The organism is Arthrobacter ramosus (genome assembly GCF_039535095.1).
GTDB lineage: Bacteria > Actinomycetota > Actinomycetes > Actinomycetales > Micrococcaceae > Arthrobacter > Arthrobacter ramosus.
Window position 1 is genome coordinate 3,058,490 of sequence record NZ_BAAAWN010000001.1, and the last position, 17,182, is coordinate 3,075,671.

The window sequence follows — 17,182 nt, forward strand, 5'->3', positions numbered from 1 at the left end:
CCGATGAAGTGGACCCGGCCGAGGGAATCGATGTCTGCGAGGGGCTGGGTCATTCGGTTACCGCTTCCAAGACGAGATCAGCCATCCGCTGATCAGCATTTCTGATGCCAAGTTCCTTTGCCTTGCTGGCCATATCCTCGAGGCGGGCTTGATCCGTGAGCAAAGGAATCAACTCGGCTTTGAGCCATTCCGCGGTCAATGCCCGGTCGTCGACCAAAAGCGCTGCCCCGGCCTTGACCAGGGCGGACGCGTTCATTGCCTGCTCGCCGTTCCCGATCGGCAGCGGGACGAAGACCGCAGGGAGCCCGACGGCGGCCACCTCGCTGACGGTTGCCGCGCCGGACCGGGCAAGGAGAACGTCTGCTGCCGCGTACACGTTTTCCATGCCGTCCACGTATTCCACCTGGTGGTAGCCGTCGGCAGCCAGGGGGACGCCGTCGTCGTTCGTCACTGCCTTGCCACGGCCGGTGATGTGCAGTGTCTGGATACCGGCTTCAGCCAGAGCGCCGACAGCACCGGCAATGGTGAGGTTGATGCTCTGGGCTCCGGAAGAACCGCCCGTCACGATGAGTGCGGGTTGTCCAGCGTCCAGGCCGAGCGACTGCCTGGCATCCGCGCGCCAAGCCGCCCGGTCCAAACCTGCGATGGCCTTGCGCATGGGCATCCCCACGTGGCGGGCGTGCCGTAGCCGGGTCTCGGGGAAGGCCACCCCCACATGCTTGGTGAACAAAGCTCCCACCCGGTTGGCAAGCCCGGCGCGCGTGTTGGCCTCGTGGATGACGATGGGGATCCTGCGACGCCACGCCGCGAGGTACATGGGAGTGCAGACATAGCCGCCGACGCCGAGGAGGACGTCGGCCTGCGCGTCGTCCAGAATGCGCCCGGCTTGTTTGACGGCCGCAGCGAGCCTGCCGGGCAGTTTGAGCAGATCAGCGGAAGGCTTCCGGGGAAAGGGAACCCGGTCGATGGTGGCCAGCTCGTAGCCGGCAGCCGGAACGAGACGCGTTTCCATGCCGTTGGGTGTGCCGACGGCAAGGATCCTGGCATCCGGCCGCAGCGACTTGATGGCATCGGCAATGGCGAGCAACGGGCTGATGTGTCCGGCGGTCCCGCCGCCGGCGAGGACCACGGAGAGGGGCTTGGGCTGGGAATTCATGGAGTGCTATGTACGCTTTCGTGCAGTTTTCGCAAGTCGCCAACGCGGCTTGGAACGGCCGGCAGGAGCCATTTGGGCGCGGGCCAAAGACAACACTACGCCCACGCCGCATAGCGACATCACCAACGCTGAACCGCCGTAGGAAATGAAAGGCAGCGGAACGCCGATCACCGGCAGCAGGCCGGCCACCATGGCCATGTTGATCGCGGCCTGTCCAAGCATCCATGCCATGATCGAGCCGCCGAGCACCCGGGCGAACAAGTCTTCCTGGTGGCTGACAACCCGGTAGATGGCAACGGCGAGCAGCGCAAAAAGCACCAGGACCACGATGGTCCCGACAAGCCCGAGTTCCTCACCGATGACAGCGAAGATGAAGTCATTGTGGGCTTCGGGAATCCACTGGTATTTCTGCCGGCTCTGGCCAAGTCCGACACCAAGCCAACCTCCCGAAGCAAGGGCGCTGAGCCCCTGTTCGCTCTGGAAGCCGATGTCGCTTGCCCCTGCGCAGCTCTGCCCCATCCACGAGGTGATCCGGCACATCCGGTTTCCGCTCGTGACCGCCAGAATCAGCGCGGCAGCGGCGGCAACACCACCGGCCGCAGCGAAGAGCTTCAGGTTGACGCCGCCGAAAAACAAGCCCGCAGCCATGATGAGCATGACTACCAGCGAGGTGCCGAGGTCATGCCCCAGGACAATGAGGGTAATGATGGCGCCGGAGACCGGAACGATCGGGATCAGCGCATGCGTCCACTTGTCGAGAAGTTTCGCCTTGACGGAAAGGACCGTGGCCATCCAGAGCACCAGGGCGAATTTGGCGTACTCCGATGGCTGGAACGTGAAGCCACCGATCTCGATCCAGTTCTGGTTGCCCAGCACACGCTTGCCGATGACCAGGACCAGCACCAGCAGGGCGCCGGCAAGAATGATCGAGGGCCACGCGAATCTCTTCAGCCAAACGACGTTGACCCGTGAAAGCACCAGCATCGCAACGATGCCGATGCCTGCGAACATGCCTTGCTTGGTGGCGATGGAGTACGGGGATTCGCCGGCCGCAATCGCTTCGACGCTGGACGCCGACAGGACCATGATGATCCCGATAGCGGTGAGCGCCAGCGAAGCGCCAAGAATCAAGTAGTAGGTTGACCCGCCGCTCGATTTGCCGCTTCCCTCGAGAGTTGACCAAAACCCGGAAATCCCCGAACGAATGCGGGACGGCAGCGAGGCTCGGGCAACGCCTGCCGCGCGTCCAGCGGGGTCTGACTTGCCGGTCCGGGTCCGCCCGGGCCCGCTGCGCGTGGGCGTGCTGACCATTGTTACTCCTCGGTGGTCTGTGCCTGGCCTTCCACAAGCTCGCGCACTGCCCGGATGAAAGCATCGCCACGGTGAGCGTAGGAAGAGAACTGGTCCATGGAGGCAGCCGCCGGGGCCATCAGCACGGTATCGCCGGGTTCGGCGATACTTGCTGCCGACTCGACAGCATGGGCCATCACGGTGTCGCCGAAGATCGGAGACGGTTCCGCGGCGGTACCAGCTGAATCGGCGGACTGCACCATTTCAGTGTCGCCCTTGGGCTGCCCGATAACGGGCACATCCGCTGCGTGTCGCTTGAGGGAGGCCTCCAGGTCAGCGGTATCGGAGCCGATCAGCACCACCGCCTTGAGCCTGTGCGCGTTGCTTTTGACCAAGTCGTCATAGTTGACGCCCTTGGACAAACCGCCGGCAATCCAGACGACCTTATCGAACGCCGACAGGGCCGCAGAAGCTGCGTGCGGATTGGTCGCCTTGGAGTCGTTGACCCAGAGCACGCCGTTCAGCTTGGCCACAGGCTGTATGCGGTGGTCTCCCGGGAGATAGTTCCTGAGTCCCTCACGCACTGCGGCCGGTTCGACTCCGTAGGCGCGCACCAGTGCGGCAGCAGCCAGCGCATTGGCAACCATGTGTCGCGGCGCAGCCGTGCCCAGATCCGCCAGGGACGCGAGTTCCTCAGCTGAGCTCTTGCGTTCTTCGATGAACGCACGGTCCACGAGCAGCCCCTCGACGACGCCGAGCATGCTGATAGCCGGAGTCAAGGTGGTGAAGCCGATAGCCCGGCAACCCTCGACCACGTCGGCGTTTTCCACCATGCGTTCGGTCTCGATCTGCTCGGCGTTGTAGATGCACGCCTTCTGGGTGTTCTCGAAGATTTTTGCTTTGTCCGCGAGATAGGACTCGTAGGAGCCGTGCCAGTCGACGTGGTCCTCGGCGACATTGAGGCAGACGCTGGCCACTGGGGAGAGCGATTCGATCCAGTGCAATTGGAAGCTGGAAAGCTCAACCGCGAAGGCGTCGTACTCCACAGGGTCACGGAGTGCGTCCAGGATGGGAGTGCCTACATTCCCCACGGCGATTGCTTTGAGCCCCGCTGCCTGCAGCATGGCTTCGGTCATGCCCACCGTGGTGGTTTTGCCGTTGGTACCCGTGATCGTCAGCCAGTCCGCCGTCTTGCGGCCCTTGCGTTCGCGTACCCGCCAGGCGAGTTCGACGTCGCCCCACACCGGTACGTGGGCCCGTTTGGCAGCTGCCAGGAGGGACTGGTCCGGCCGCCAGCCCGGCGACGTCACGACGAGTTCGGCTTTTTCGCCGTCCACGCGGGGCAGTGTTTTGACGGCGTCCTGGCCAAGGAGAACGTCGGCTGCGCCGACGATCTTCAAGGTGTCCGCTTGTGCGAGGGCTTTGGCACTGGTGGCAGCGTCAACAACCACCACCCGTGCGCCGAGCTCGATCAAGGTATCGGCGGCCGCGAAACCGGAGACGCCGATGCCCGTCACGACGACGCGCAGGCCCTTCCAGTCGGAATCCCAACTGACGAGGTTCTCGAGCCGGTCGTTGGCAGAAGGCTTGGTTTGAGGACTTGCGCTCACAGCAGCACCACCCATTCAGCATAGAAAATCCCAAGGCCTGCGGCCACGAACAGGCCACAGAGAATCCAGAATCGGACAACCACCGTGATCTCGGCCCAGCCCTTGAGTTCGAAATGATGCTGAAGGGGGGCCATCTTGAAGACCCGCTTACCCTTGGTGACCTTGAAGTAGCCCACCTGGATAATGACCGACAGCGTGATGAGGACGAAGAGCCCGCCGATGATGCCCAAAAGAAGTTCGGTGCGGGAGAGGATCGCAAAGCCGGCTACCGCGCCGCCGATGGCCAGGGAGCCGGTGTCTCCCATGAAGATCTTCGCCGGAGACGTGTTCCACCAGAGGAAGCCCACCAGCGCGGCGCTGCAAATAGCCGCCAGAAGCGCCAGATCGAGCGGGTCACGGACTGAATAGCAGCCGCTGCCCGCCTCGCGGGGTGAACCGCAAGCCTGGTTGTTCTGCCAGATTCCCATGAGGGTGTAAGCCCCGAAGACCATGATGGAGGCGCCGGCGGCAAGGCCGTCCAGGCCATCCGTGAGGTTGACGCCGTTCGTTGCCGCGGTGACGATCAGGTTCGACCAGATGACAAACAGGATGGCCCCGAGGACGGTGCCACCGAAGGCCAGGTTCAGCCAGGGAATGTCCCGTACAAGGGAAATATGGGTGGAGGCCGGCGTGATCCCCTGCGCGTCGGGGAAGTTCAGGACGAGCACTGCGAAGACAATGCCGACGAACGCTTGAAGGATCAGCTTGGCTTTGGCATTGAGTCCGAGGCTGCGTTGCTTGGAAATCTTGATGAAATCGTCGAGGAAGCCAACGAATCCCATGCCGACCATGAGGAACAACAAGAGCAGGCCCGAAGCTGACGGGCCCGGTGATCGCGGGTTCATCATCCACATGATCAGGTGGGTCAACCCATAGCTGATGAGCACGGCGGCCACCACGACTGTCCCGCCCATGGTGGGAGTACCACGCTTGGTGTGGTGGGAGGTGGGTCCGTCGTCGCGGATGAACTGGCCGTATCCCTTGGTGACGAGGAACCGGATGAAGAGTGGCGTTCCAACCAAAGCCACCAGGAGGGCGACGCCCGCGCCGATCAACAGTGCAATCACAGCAGCTCGTTCCCTTCATTGGCGGCAGTTGCAGCCGCGGTGTTCGCACTCGTTCCGGCCTGTGGGGGTAATGCTATCCGATCCCCCAAATGCCTTAGCCCGACCCCGTTCGAGGACTTGAAGAGCACCAAGTCGCCTGGTTTGAGCTCAGCCTGCAACAGTTCGTAGGCCTCGTCGGCCGTTTCGGCGAAACTGCACTCGTCGCCCCAGGAGCCTTCCTGGATCGCGGAAATGTACAGTGCACGGGCTTCGCGGCCAACCACGACGAGCCGGGAAATGTTCAAGCGAACCACTTGCGTCCCCACTGCGGTGTGTTCGCGGATGGAATCTTCGCCAAGTTCCAGCATCGCGCCCAGCACCGCCCAGGTGCGGCGTCCCTGGCCGAGGTCGGCAAGGGTGCGCAAGGCTGCACGCATGGATTCCGGATTCGCGTTGTATGCGTCGTTGATGATGGTGACGCCGTCTGCCCGCTCAGTGCGTTCCATGCGCCACCGGCTGGCCGGCGACTGCTCGCTCAACGAGTCGGCGATACCGGCGGCGGGGAGGCCTGCCGCGAACGCGGCGGCCGCGGCGGCCAGCAGGTTGGTGATGTGGTGCGCACCGATGAGCTTGCTGTGGACAGGATGGGGGACCCCGCCGTCTGGGAGGACGAGTTCGAATTCCGGGTGGCCGTCTTCGTCGATATCTGCGTTCCTGGCTTCGACTGCTGAGCCGGAAACGCCGGTAGCGGTGGTTCCGAGCACTTTAGCCCGGGTGCGGGAGACCATCGCCGCGACGCGCGCGTCGTCGAGGTTGATGATGGCGGTTCCGTCCTGCCCCAGCGCCTCGACGAGTTCGCCCTTGGCCTTGGCTATGTTCTCCACGCCACCGAACTCGCCGGCATGGGCGGTGCCGACGCAAAGAACCACGCCGATGTCCGGTTGGACCATCTCGGCGAGGTATTTGATGTGGCCGACGCCGGTGGCGCCCATTTCGATCACGAGGTAACGGGTACCCGCATCGGCTCCGAACACGGTGAGCGGCACGCCGACTTCACCGTTGTACGAACCCTGCGGCGCCACTGTGGCGCCGGCCCGGGAAAGAATGCCCGCGAGCAAGTCCTTGGTGGTGGTCTTGCCAGCCGAGCCTGTGATGCCGATGACGGTGAAGGGCTCCCCCTGTGCCGCACGTGCGGCGCGGATGCGGCGCACGGACTCTGCAGCCAGGGCACCCATGGCGATCACGGCGTCATCGACGACGACGGCGGGGTACGGCCGGCCGTCGTCGTCGGAAACGTCGCGCTCAGTCAGCGCCAGGACAGCCCCGCGCTCAAAAGCGGCGCCTACATAGGCATGGCCGTCAGCGTTTTCTCCTGGCTTGGCCACGTACAACGATCCAGCGGCCGCCTCACGGGAGTCGGTAACGACGGACGCCGGGACTATGCCCGGGTCCGCTGCCAATCGGCCATTGGTAATATCGGCGATCTCCGCCGCAGTAAGTGCAATCATCTCGGTCTAGGACTCTATCCGCTCGTCCGTGGAAACTTTGAATCCCCTGGCTGTCAAGGCCGCCCGCAGTTCCACCCGGTCGTCGAGGGCAAGGTTGACGCCCTTCACTTCCTGCCAGACCTCATGGCCGCGGCCGGCGATCAGGATGGTGTCCTTCTCAGTGGCCAGTTCCACGGCTTGGCGGATGGCGACGTCCCGGGGGTACGCTTCCACGATCTCGCAGTCCAGGTCCTCTGACTCGCGGGCGGCACGGGCGCCGGCGATGACTTCCGAACGGATCGCCGCAGCGTCTTCGTCATGGGGATCGTCGTCGCTGACAATCACGACGTCCGCGAGCCGGGCGGCGATGGCGCCCATGGTCGGCCGCTTGCCCTGGTCGCGCTGACCTGTGGCGCCGAAAACAACGATCACGCGGGATCCGGGTGATCGCGGGCGTACGGCCTTCAGGGCCCTCGCCAGCGCGTCCGGGTTGTGCGCGAAATCGACAACTGAGGCAGGGGCATCCGAGATCAGCTGCATCCGGCCGGGTACGGAAACGGTGAAGGGATCGTGGCTGTCCAGCGCCGCCTGAAGTACCGACGGGTCGATGCCGGAGTCGAGCACCATAATGGTGGCCAGCGCCGCGTTGGCCACGTTGAAGTCCCCCGGCAATCCGGTATGGACGCGCAGGGCCATTCCATCGCGGTGGCGCAATTCGAAGTCCGTTCCAAGCCCGCGTGGCTTGGTTGACTCCACCGTCCAGTCAGCGTCGCTCCCCGGCGTGGCCGACAGCGTGGTCACGGGAATTCCCGCCTCATCGGCCAGCAAGCGCCCCCAGGGGTCGTCCACGGTCACTACAGCCCGCCGTGCGCGCGCGCTGGTGAACAGTTCCGCCTTGGTCCGGAAGTACTCGTCCATGCTTCCGTGGAGATCGAGGTGGTCCTGTGTCAGGTTGGTGAAGCCGGCAACGTCGAACGTCACCGAGTCGACCCTGTGGAACGACAGGGCATGGGAGGAGACCTCCATGGAAGCCGCCTCCAGCCCACGTTCACGCATGAGGGCGAGCAAGGCATGCACATCCGTTGACTCCGGCGTGGTCAGCAGGCTCGGGATGGCTTCGCCCCCCGCAAGAATTTCAATCGTCCCGATCAGGCCGGGATTCATGCCCAGGGCGCGGAGGAGGGAGTTGATGAAATACGTCGTCGTGGTTTTGCCGTTCGTACCGGTGACACCGAAAAGCGTGGGCGAAACGCCGTCGAGGGGCCGGCTTCGATAAATGAGGGCGGCGAGGGTGCCGACGGCGGCACGGGGATTGCCAACGATCAGCACGGGAACGGCAAGGTCCTTGAGTGCCAATTGACGGGCGCCATCTTCATCGGTCAAGACGGCCACAGCGCCGGCTGCCACCGCTTGGGTGACAAAGTCGGCCCCGTGGCGTGTGGCACCGGGCAGGGCCAGGTACAAGTCTCCCGGCTCGACGGTGCGCGAGTTGAGGGACACTCCAGTCACCGACGTACCGCCGGAGTCCGGGGGCAGCACGATTCCGAGGGAAGCTGCGATGGCCTCAAGGGGAACAGGCGCCACGACGGCTGGACGGAAGCCGGGTTTGTCCGTAGCCGACGGGTTCCCTGTAGGGATCGATACGGCATCATTCTGCTCTGACAAGGTGGTCTCCGTTGGTACTCGTAAAACTGGCCGCGCGGGAACCCGGGGGCTCCCGCAATCGGCATGGGTGGATCGTAATGTGGCCGGACAGATGCCCAACAAGCTTACTTGGCGAAACTGAACTACTTGCCGTACCGGCCTTTTGCAGTACTGGGCCCTATTTGCGGTACTTGGCCCTATTTGGCGTATTGGGGGAACCGCGCCGGAGTGCCGGTGGACGGCGGGACGTTGTACGTGCGCAGGACCTGGCCCATGACCGAGCGGAAAATCGGCCCCTGGGTGATGCCGTAAATGCTGCCCTTGGGCCGCTGGAGGACAACCTCAACGATGAAGCGCGGATTGTCCATGGGCGCCATGCCCACAATGGACGCGGTGTAGCCATCGAAGCCAGGCAGGCCATCTTCGCGGGGCGCCTGGGACGTACCCGTCTTGGCGCCCACCCGGTAACCGTCGATGGCGGCATCTTTCACTTCGCCCATGGTGACGTTGCTCTCCAGGATGTCCCGCACTTGCTGCGCGGTGTCCTTGGTAACGACTTGCCGGGAGTCCTTGGCAGGCACTTTCTCCTCGACCCCGTCAGCTCCGACATAGCCGTCAATCAGCCGCGGTTGCAGCATCACGCCGTCGTTGGCCACGCTTTGGTAGGCCCGGACGGTCTGCAGCGTGGACTGGGAAACACCCTGGCCGAACAGCACGGTGTATTGCTGGCGGTCATCCCACTGATCGGGCTTGGCCAGGATGCCCGAGGTTTCGGCGGGAAGACCAATGTCCGGGGCTTGGCCGATACCGAAGCGCGTGAGGTAGTCGTAACGCTGTTGCTTGCTCAGGCGGCTGCCGATCATCACGGTACCCGTGTTCATCGAATAGCCAAGGATGCCGGCAAGGGTCCTCTGCTCGGTTCCATGGTCGAACGCATCGGTGAAAGTCTGACCGTCGATAGTCAAAGCCGGTGGAATGGTGACAGTGTCCAATGGGCTGGACTTTCCTTCATTGATCGCAGCGGACGCCGTGATCATCTTCTCCACCGAACCCGGCTCGTAAGCAGCCGTCACGGACCGTACGCCGCGGTCCGCAGCCGCTACCTTGCCGGGGTCGTTGGGATCCGGTGCATTGGTGTCCGCCATCGCAATGAGGTTCCCGGTCTTGATGTCCTCGACGACGATTGATCCCCACTCAGCATTGAGCTGGTTGACCTGGGTCTGGATGGCCTGCTGCGCAAAGTACTGGATGTCCGTGTTCAGCGTCAGCTTGACGTCTTTGCCGTTGACCGCCGGGGTCAGCAGGTCGGTGGCCACGGGGATACGGAGACCGTCGGCGCCGATCTCGAAGACGCGCTTGCCGTCTTTGCCGCGCAGCAGCTCGTCCTGGGTCTGCTCGAGGCCTGCTTGGCCCGTGGTGCCGTCCTTGAGGAAGCCGACTATCCCACCGGCGACGCTGCCGTTTGGATAGACGCGCTTGCTGATGCCCTCCGAGACGATACCCGGGATGTGCAGTTGGGATATCCGGTCCTCGACGTCCGGCTTCACTTCCTTGGCCACGATGTTGTACTTCTTCACGCCGGTCACGGCCTGTGTGACCTGCCCGACGTCCATCCCCAGGGCGCTGGCAAGTTCTGCTATCCCCTGGGACCTGGAGATCGTATCGATGGCTTGGGTCTGGGAGTTGAAACGAGGAAACTGATCAGTGTTGGTGTTGACCGTTTGGTCCACCACGATGTTGTAGCGGATCACGCTGCTGGCGAGCACGGTGCCGTTGGCGTCAAGGATCTTGCCTCGTTCGGCTGGCAGGATCGTGGTTGTCAGCCTGTTGTTGTAGGCCGCCTCGGCCAGGCCACCGACGTCCAGCCCTTGGACGAGGAACAACTTGCCCCCGACCACCAGCAACAGCGTCAGCATGATTCCGAGGCCGAGGCGCAAACGCTTCTTCGCCGCCGGCGTTCTCTTGTTCTTCGATTTGCCGGTTTTCTGCACCACGTCGATTCCTTGCTGCTTGCCTTGCTGGTTACCTGAAATCAGGTCGGCTGGACGCTACTGCCCTGGTACCTTCTGCTGTGGAGCCGGGACCGAACCACCGTGAAGATCCACAACCGGCGGCTTGGGTGCCGCAGGAACCGGGGGCGCCTGCGGTTTGGCCGGCGTCGAGTCTGCGGCCCCGTTGGGCTTACGGCTGTCCAGTGCATCATTCTTGGCGGGTGCAGAAGGAGCGACGCTGGACTGGCCTGCAACCGCGGGAGCAGCGATGACGGCACCGGGATTCTGTCCCTTGGTTGCCGGCGTGGCTTTTCCTGTGACCGTCAGGTTGTCCAGATCGATCTGGCCCGTGGTGGTGGAAGCTACCATTCCCAATTCTGCGGCCTTGGCGGCAAGATTCTGGGGAGCCTGGTAGTTCTGGACCTGTTGTGTCAGATCCTGGTTCTGCTTGTTCAGGGACGCAGCGTCGTTCCTGAGCTTCACAAGGTCGTATTGGGCCGTGGAAACGGAGATGTTGAGCACCAGGACGGTCAACAAGGCGGCCGCCAGCACGCCGAAGCAAAAGACGACGAACGGAGTCCGCCGTCGTCCGGGAACACTCTGTACGAGCGAGAGCGGCGTCCGCGCCCTGCGGGTCGTGTCGCGCTCCGGTCCCCGGGCAGGCAGGGCACGCGCGGTGTTCCCCACCGTGGTCGGCAGGATCTTCGCGGCAGCGGTGCTCATGCTGTTCTCCTCGCTTTGATGCGTTCCACGGCCCGCAGGCGGGCAGATGCCGCACGCGGGTTTTCGGCGATTTCTTCAGGGGTAGGCACTTCCGTGCCCTTGGTCAGGGTCTTGAATTCCGGCTTATGTTCTTCCAGCTCCACAGGGAAGCCGAGCGGGGCCGACGACTTGGACCGGGACTGGAAGACCGACTTGACGATCTTGTCTTCGAGTGAGTGGTACGACATCACCACTACTCGTCCGCCCATTGATGAGGCTGCGAGAGCGGCAGGCACTGCCCTCTCCAGGACGTCGAGTTCCTCGTTGACTTCAATCCGCAGGGCCTGGAAAGTCCGCTTTGCCGGATGCCCGCCGGACTTTGCAGCCGCCGCAGGAACAACGCCGCGGATCTGCTCGACGAGTTCCCCTGTGGTGGCGAATGGCTTGGTGGCCCTCGCCGTGACGATGCGGTTCGCGATCCTGCCGGCGAACTTCTCTTCGCCCCACTTGCGGATAATCCGCACGAGGTCTTCTTCGGAATAGTTGTTGACTACGTCGGCGGCAGTCTGGCCGCGGCTGGTGTCCATCCGCATATCCAGCGGCGCGTCGTAGGAGTAGGCAAAGCCGCGCTCCCGCTCGTCCAGTTGGAGGGAAGACACGCCCAGATCCATGAGGATGCCGTGCACCTCCGGGACACCAAGATCCGCGAGCACGTCTTCGATTTCGTCATAGACGGCATGTACCAGGTCAGTGCGGGCCGCGAACGGTTGCAGTCGCTCTCCGGCGAGGGCCAGGGCCTCTTCGTCCCGGTCTATGCCAACAAGGTGCAGATCGGGGAACCGCTGCAGCATCGCTTCGGAGTGGCCACCCATTCCCAACGTGGCGTCGATGACGACGGGCGTTTCGCCACGGCTGCGGGCGGCCTCAAAACCTGGTGCCAACAAATTGATGCACCGGTCCTTCAGGACAGGTACATGTCGCTCCGAGGTTGGTTTTGGCGCGTCTTGCTCCTCCATGCGGCCTCCTCAGAGCTGAATCGTTCGTCTGTCAGTCGGGCGGGTCGCTTCTTGAGCCGGATCCCCATCCGCGCCTATCGCAGCGTCTGCCTGGCTCCGGGGAAGGTGAGCCAGGAAAACAATGTGATGGGCGGCTGGAGATCCCGTCCAAGAAGCATTGCTGCTTCCTGTCCCGGTTTCTAAATGAACCCGGGAAGGTTGTCGTCGTCGGTCTCCGAGAAGGCGGCTTCCTTCTCGGCCAGGTACTCATCCCAAGCCTGGGCATCCCAGATCTCTGCACGGGTTCCGGCGCCAATGACCGCCAATTCCCGCTCAAGACCTGCGTAGCTCCGGAGCGCCGCCGGAATCGTCACGCGCCCCTGCTTGTCAGGTACCTCGTCAGAGGCTCCGGACAGGAAAACCCTGATGTAGTCACGTGACTGCTTGGAGGAGATGGGGGCCTCCCGCATGGATTCGTGAATACGTTCGAATTCCCGCTGGCTGAAGACGTAGATGCAACGTTCCTGGCCCCTTGTGAGCACCAAGCCGTCAGCAAGTTCCTCGCGGAACTTGGCGGGAAGGATGATCCGGCCCTTTTCGTCCAGACGAGGAGAATGCGTGCCAAGAAACACTGGCCCACCGCCCCCATCCGTAAAGGTGCCCGTACCTGCCCCACGCCGCCACTACCCTCTTACTCGCTCCACTTTACTCCACAAGCCCCCACAGTCAACGCAATCCGGCGTGTTTCGGCCCCATTTTCGAATGCAGGAGCCTGAAAACATGAGGATCTCAGGGGTGGTTGGTGGTGGAGGAGACTTGCGGCGGCGCTCCACGGAGGCGCACGACGGCGGCTTCGCCAGTCGCGCCTACAGGCTCGCGAGGTGTGGAGAACGTGGCGTTAAATGCGAAAAGACCCGATATTCGGGTCTTTTCGCAATCAGGTCAGAACCTGGTGGTGCAATGTGGAGGACTCGGCATCCGTCTGGAGGACAAGCCCCTTTGTGGAGCGCTCAGCTCTCCTCGCCGCGGCGGCGCTCGTCCCAGCGTTCCTCGAGGTTGCTCATGAATGAGTTCCTTGCCTTGCCCGGCTTGCCACTCTTCGACTTCCCGCCGGCTGCCCTTCTCAGGGTGGCAAAGTAAACGCCGGCGCCCATCACGATGAAGCCCAGCACCCCAAGGAAGATGTTCTGCAAGGACACACCTACCAACAACAAGAGAATCCCGGCGATAGTGCCTAGAACGCCAATAACGATGTGCCTGGTCGACCATGAGCGAATGGGGTCAGAGCCCATTGAATTGGCAAACTTTGGATCGTCCTCATGCAGTTGCTTCTCGAGTTGCTCGAGGAGCTTCTGTTCGTGCTCCGAGAGGGGCATCGCGACCTCCTTTAGTCGGCCAGCGTCTGGATACGCCGCGGCCGTTGCCTCTGTTCCCTTGAACGGACGAACCCATAAAAGGGTTCCCGAAGACCGGGTCTTGTGAACACGGTCTCACGGAACAGACGCAACATGGCAATTTATCCAGACGGTCTAAATCTGTGTATCTCTAGGATAGTTTGTTGGCCGCTGTTCTGAAAGACACACCGGAGGGCACCCGAGGGCTCTTCGAAGCCTAGGGAGAGCCCGGCCCGTCCGGCTCCGCATGCGGCTCCAGAAGCGTCGCCGGAAGGACAGTCTTGATGCCGAATCGCTCGGTGACACGGTCAAGCGCCTGTTCAGCCGCCCGCCAGTTGTCGTCCCGGCGATCGAAGCTCAACTGCAGCGAGGTGTGTTCCGCCGGTTCGAGCTGCTCAGCCCGGACTCCTACGAGGCGCACGCTCATGGGGCGCTCCCCCAAGGACGCCAGCAACTGGCTCGCCACCTGGTAGATCAACTGGGCGCTGTCCACCGGCGTATGCATTGTCTTGCTGCGGCTGATTGTCGAAAAATCCGCATAGCGCAGCTTCAGAGCTATCGTCCGGGCCAGCATTCCGGCTGTCCGCAGCCGTGAAGCGGTTCGGTGGGAGAGCCGTAGCAACTCGCGGTGCAGGAGCGCGTCATCCGGGGTGTCAACAGCGAACGTTTCCTCGGAACCAATGCTCTTTTCGAGGCGCGTAGGCGTGACCGGCCGCGGATCCAAGCCCATCGACAATCGGTGGACGTGCTCACCCGAAGCTCCAAGGACCTTTTTCAAGGAAGAAAGCGGCGTGGCCGCAACATCAGCCACGGTACGGATCCCCAGCCTGGCGAGGACATCGGCGGTCTTGGCCCCGACTCCCCACAAAGCGTTCACAGGCAGGCTGTGCAAATAAGCTACGGTCTGCCCTTCCTCAATGAGCAGCAATCCGTCGGGTTTGCAGCGCGTAGAAGCAATCTTGGCAACGAACTTGTTGGCGGCTATTCCCACGGACGCAGTGATTCCCAGCTCGGACGCAACCCGGCGCCGGATCAAATGACCGATCTGGAGAGGTGGACCAAGCCTCCTGATCGCGCCACCGACATCCAGGAAAGCCTCGTCGACGCTCAAGGGCTCAACGAGGTCCGTAATCGATTCGAATATGCCCATCAACTGCCGGGACACCTCGTAGTAGAGGCTGTGGCGGGGCTCGATGATGACCGCGTTGGGGCACATCCGCATGGCGTTGGCCATGGGCATGGCAGACTTCACGCCCAGAGCGCGCGCTTCGTACGAGGCGGACAGGACAACCGAGCGATCCACCGGGAAGCCCACAATGACGGGTTTTCCCTTGAGTTCAGGCCGGGTGCGCAATTCCACCGAGACAAAGAAGGCATCCATGTCCACGTGGAGGATGCTGGTGCGCCTCAGTTCCCGCAGAGCAGCGGGATCCGGGGCGAATTCTTGTCCGGGGCCCCGCCCGTTGTTCTCTGCTTGTGGTCTCACAAGGAAATCCTATGCCGCGGCACTGGTTACTGGTGGCTGCATCCGGCGCCCTAAACTGGAGGCAGCATCCGGCGTCGTCCCCAGGAGGAAATCCCTGTGAAGCTCTTTGGAAAGCCTCAACCCGTCAGCCTGGCCTTGCTGGCCACGGGCGTCGCGTTGACCGTCTCGGCTTGCGGGTCGTCCCCGGCAAGCACGGCATCCCAAGGGGCTGCGCCAACATCGTCCGGGGGGGCCACTGCCTCGGCAAGTCCGGGGCCGTCCACCACTTCCACGGCGGCTGCAGGAGCTTCGGCCGCGGTCGGCGCCCTGGTCCCGGGATTCCCGCAGCAACTGATTCCATTGATGCCCAAGGCGGCTGTGGAATCCAGCAGTTTCGACAAGAACTCCTCCCCGGCGTCCGTGGCCCTGGTCGGCACCATTGCGTCCCCCTCGGACGCAGTAGTGGCCTTTTATACCTCTGCGCTCACGGCGCAGGGCTTTAAGGAAGTCCCCGGCAGCACTGTCGGAAGTATCAAATCAAAGGATTTCCTCCGTGGCGACAATGAAACCGTGAATATCTCGGTGGTGGAAACCGCAGGCAAATCCACGTTCACCATCGGTGCCAACGTGGCTGCCGGGTCAATCAAGTGACCACGGAGAGCCTGGGTTCGGAACAGAGCCGTTTTGTGGCCGATGTCGCCGCCAGACTTAACGGTTTCCTTGGGGTGCAACAAGAAACCATGGCCACCATCTCCCCCGATGTCGCTCCGCTCATGGGCTCAATCACAAGCCTCGTGACAGGTGGCAAACGGCTCCGGGCCTTGATGTGCTACTGGGGGTGGCGAGGTGCCGGAGGCGAGTCCGCACATCCCGACATCATCACTGCCGGCTGCGCTTTGGAACTCTTCCAGGCTGCAGCCCTGATTCACGATGACATCATCGACCGCTCTGATACACGGCGCGGCGGTCCAAGCGTCCACAAGCGGTTCAGCCAGCTCCATGAGGGCGAAGGCTGGGCCCTCGACAGCGAACGCTTCGGGCACGCGGCTGCGATTCTCACCGGAGACCTTTGCTTGTCCTTCAGCGAGGAGGCGTTCACAGAGATTGGTAGCAGGGCTGCTTCCGGCACGCCTGCGCGGCGGATCTTCAACCTGATGCGCGCCGAGGTCATGGCCGGCCAATACCTGGACATATTGGAGGAAGTTGCAGGCCCGGTGCGGGACCGCGCGGGTGCCGTCCACCGTGCCCAATCCATCATCCGTTTCAAGTCGGCGAAGTACTCAACGGAACACCCCTTGGCCCTTGGGGGCGCCTTGGCCGGTGCGAGCGAAGAGCTCCTGCAGGGCTATTCCGCGTTCGCGTTGCCGCTTGGTGAAGCATTCCAGCTCCGCGACGACGTCCTGGGAGTATTCGGGGACCCCGGGACGACAGGAAAGCCCGCGGGGGATGACCTCCGCGAAGGCAAACGGACCGTGCTGGTGGGCTTCGCCATCAACCAGGCCGGGGCTGCTGATTCGAGCTACATCGATACCATGCTCGGAAGGCAGGACCTTGGCGAGGCCGAGGTTGCCGAGATCCGGCGGATCATCGTGGATTGCGGTGCGCTCGAAGCCACGGAATCGATGATCGAGGAACTCAGCAACGAGGCTTTCGAGGCCTTGGAACGCCTCCCCTTGGCTGAGCTCCCGCTTACCGCGCTCAGGCAGTTGGCCGAAGCTGCCGTCAGCCGGGCCGCGTGAACTCTTGGAGAAATCCACGTCAAGGGCAGTCTAAATTCCTGCCTTAAATACAGTGGTGGCGATCAGCAATCTGATCGCCACCACTGTATTTAAGGCAGGAGTCCCTTACCAGGCAAGCGATTGGGCCCTGCGTCGGATCTCAGTTTTGCGCCCTTCACGGAGCGCGTCGACAGGGCGGCCACGCAGCGACTCGTCCGGAGTGAAAAGCCACGCGATGAGCTCCTCATCCGTGTACCCGGCATCGCCAAGCACTGCGATGGTGCCCTTCAGGCTATCCACCACATGACCGTCCTGGATAAAGAGTGCAGGAATCGAACGTATATTGCGTTCGCCCACTCTCACAGCCACCACTGCACGCTCATCCAGAAGACCGTGGACCTTGGTGATTGAAACGTTCAGCAGCTCTGCCACATCGGGCAGCGGCAGCCATTCGGAAACGAGGCTTTCTATATTACTCACGGATCAAGATTGCCACGCCCGCGCACTTTGCGCCTAGCCGGACGGACGGTACGGGCGGAATTTGCGTCCCCGAATTGCCCAAGAATCGAATGCGCCGGGATTTCTTGTGCGGAATCGAAAAATGTGAGAGATTCACATTGACCACATTTGCATCACTACTAACTT

General features: G+C 62.8%; 16 protein-coding genes. 2 read left to right on the forward strand and 14 right to left on the reverse strand.

The features are described 5' to 3' along the window. Positions 1–49 precede the first annotated feature (49 nt). From murG to ABD742_RS14240, 13 genes are all read right to left on the reverse strand, one after another. A complete protein-coding gene (gene murG / locus ABD742_RS14180; protein WP_234753833.1) occupies positions 50–1,156 on the reverse strand; it encodes an undecaprenyldiphospho-muramoylpentapeptide beta-N-acetylglucosaminyltransferase in 1,107 nt (368 codons plus the stop codon). A gap of 6 nt (positions 1,157–1,162) precedes the next feature. Beyond that, on the reverse strand, positions 1,163–2,467 hold the full coding sequence (ftsW, locus tag ABD742_RS14185) for a putative lipid II flippase FtsW (protein ID WP_234753832.1): 1,305 nt from the start codon (positions 2,465–2,467) through the stop codon (positions 1,163–1,165). 2 nt (positions 2,468–2,469) lie between these two features. Then, positions 2,470–4,071 carry a UDP-N-acetylmuramoyl-L-alanine--D-glutamate ligase gene (gene murD, locus ABD742_RS14190; RefSeq protein ID WP_234753830.1) on the reverse strand — a complete coding sequence of 534 codons (1,602 nt, stop codon included), beginning with the start codon at positions 4,069–4,071 and terminating at the stop codon, positions 2,470–2,472. Further along, a complete protein-coding gene (mraY, locus tag ABD742_RS14195) occupies positions 4,053–5,162 on the reverse strand; it encodes a phospho-N-acetylmuramoyl-pentapeptide-transferase (RefSeq protein WP_234753829.1) in 1,110 nt (369 codons plus the stop codon). Before mraY ends, murD begins: the two co-directional genes overlap by 19 nt. Beyond that, positions 5,159–6,649, reverse strand: a complete 1,491-nt coding sequence (locus ABD742_RS14200; protein WP_234753827.1) for a UDP-N-acetylmuramoyl-tripeptide--D-alanyl-D-alanine ligase — start codon at positions 6,647–6,649, stop codon at positions 5,159–5,161. The genes mraY and ABD742_RS14200 overlap by 4 nt, the downstream gene beginning before the upstream one ends. A gap of 6 nt (positions 6,650–6,655) precedes the next feature. Next, on the reverse strand, positions 6,656–8,293 hold the full coding sequence (locus ABD742_RS14205) for a UDP-N-acetylmuramoyl-L-alanyl-D-glutamate--2,6-diaminopimelate ligase (protein WP_234753826.1): 1,638 nt from the start codon (positions 8,291–8,293) through the stop codon (positions 6,656–6,658). Between the two features lie 176 nt (positions 8,294–8,469). Further along, positions 8,470–10,266: a peptidoglycan D,D-transpeptidase FtsI family protein gene (locus ABD742_RS14210; protein ID WP_234753823.1), complete on the reverse strand. Its 1,797-nt coding sequence runs from the start codon at positions 10,264–10,266 to the stop codon at positions 8,470–8,472. Positions 10,267–10,320: 54 nt separating this feature from the next. After that, positions 10,321–10,986, reverse strand: coding sequence for a cell division protein FtsL (gene ftsL / locus ABD742_RS14215; RefSeq protein WP_234753821.1), 666 nt, complete (start codon positions 10,984–10,986; stop codon positions 10,321–10,323). Beyond that, a complete protein-coding gene (gene rsmH / locus ABD742_RS14220; RefSeq protein WP_234753819.1) occupies positions 10,983–11,981 on the reverse strand; it encodes a 16S rRNA (cytosine(1402)-N(4))-methyltransferase RsmH in 999 nt (332 codons plus the stop codon). The genes ftsL and rsmH overlap by 4 nt, the downstream gene beginning before the upstream one ends. Positions 11,982–12,160: 179 nt before the next feature. Beyond that, a complete protein-coding gene (gene mraZ, locus ABD742_RS14225; RefSeq protein ID WP_234753817.1) occupies positions 12,161–12,592 on the reverse strand; it encodes a division/cell wall cluster transcriptional repressor MraZ in 432 nt (143 codons plus the stop codon). A 378-nt stretch (positions 12,593–12,970) separates the two neighbouring features. After that, positions 12,971–13,336: a DUF3040 domain-containing protein gene (locus ABD742_RS14230; RefSeq protein WP_234753815.1), complete on the reverse strand. Its 366-nt coding sequence runs from the start codon at positions 13,334–13,336 to the stop codon at positions 12,971–12,973. A gap of 235 nt (positions 13,337–13,571) precedes the next feature. Beyond that, positions 13,572–14,774 (reverse strand): DNA polymerase IV, encoded by a 1,203-nt coding sequence (gene dinB / locus ABD742_RS14235; protein ID WP_234753894.1) that lies wholly within the window; start codon positions 14,772–14,774, stop codon positions 13,572–13,574. A gap of 182 nt (positions 14,775–14,956) precedes the next feature. Continuing rightward, positions 14,957–15,259 carry a hypothetical protein gene (locus tag ABD742_RS14240; RefSeq protein ID WP_308193893.1) on the reverse strand — a complete coding sequence of 101 codons (303 nt, stop codon included), beginning with the start codon at positions 15,257–15,259 and terminating at the stop codon, positions 14,957–14,959. A 22-nt stretch (positions 15,260–15,281) separates the two neighbouring features. On the opposite strand from ABD742_RS14240, the gene ABD742_RS14245 reads away from it, so the two are divergent. Then, positions 15,282–15,470, forward strand: coding sequence for a hypothetical protein (locus ABD742_RS14245; RefSeq protein WP_308193892.1), 189 nt, complete (start codon positions 15,282–15,284; stop codon positions 15,468–15,470). An 89-nt stretch (positions 15,471–15,559) separates the two neighbouring features. Further along, positions 15,560–16,558 carry a polyprenyl synthetase family protein gene (locus ABD742_RS14250; RefSeq protein ID WP_268819537.1) on the forward strand — a complete coding sequence of 333 codons (999 nt, stop codon included), beginning with the start codon at positions 15,560–15,562 and terminating at the stop codon, positions 16,556–16,558. A 105-nt stretch (positions 16,559–16,663) separates the two neighbouring features. On the opposite strand, the gene ABD742_RS14255 is transcribed toward ABD742_RS14250, so the two are convergent. Beyond that, positions 16,664–17,017: an Rv2175c family DNA-binding protein gene (locus ABD742_RS14255; protein ID WP_234753809.1), complete on the reverse strand. Its 354-nt coding sequence runs from the start codon at positions 17,015–17,017 to the stop codon at positions 16,664–16,666. Positions 17,018–17,182: the final 165 nt, after the last annotated feature.

Excerpts from the sequence above, each read along its gene's own strand:
- rsmH (WP_234753819.1), bottom strand. The coding sequence starts at position 11,981 with ATGGAGGAGCAAGACGCGCCAAAACCAACCTCGGAGCGACATGTACCT.
- murG (WP_234753833.1), bottom strand. The coding sequence starts at position 1,156 with ATGAATTCCCAGCCCAAGCCCCTCTCCGTGGTCCTCGCCGGCGGCGGG.
- ABD742_RS14240 (WP_308193893.1), bottom strand. The coding sequence starts at position 15,259 with ATGGTGCCGACCAGGGCCACGGACGCCGGGGAGGAGTTCTTGTCGAAA.
- ABD742_RS14230 (WP_234753815.1), bottom strand. The coding sequence starts at position 13,336 with ATGCCCCTCTCGGAGCACGAACAGAAGCTCCTCGAGCAACTCGAGAAG.
- murD (WP_234753830.1), bottom strand. The coding sequence starts at position 4,071 with ATGGGTGGTGCTGCTGTGAGCGCAAGTCCTCAAACCAAGCCTTCTGCC.
- ftsL (WP_234753821.1), bottom strand. The coding sequence starts at position 10,986 with ATGAGCACCGCTGCCGCGAAGATCCTGCCGACCACGGTGGGGAACACC.
- ABD742_RS14200 (WP_234753827.1), bottom strand. The coding sequence starts at position 6,649 with ATGATTGCACTTACTGCGGCGGAGATCGCCGATATTACCAATGGCCGA.
- ftsW (WP_234753832.1), bottom strand. The coding sequence starts at position 2,467 with ATGGTCAGCACGCCCACGCGCAGCGGGCCCGGGCGGACCCGGACCGGC.
- ABD742_RS14250 (WP_268819537.1), top strand. The coding sequence starts at position 15,560 with ATGGCCACCATCTCCCCCGATGTCGCTCCGCTCATGGGCTCAATCACA.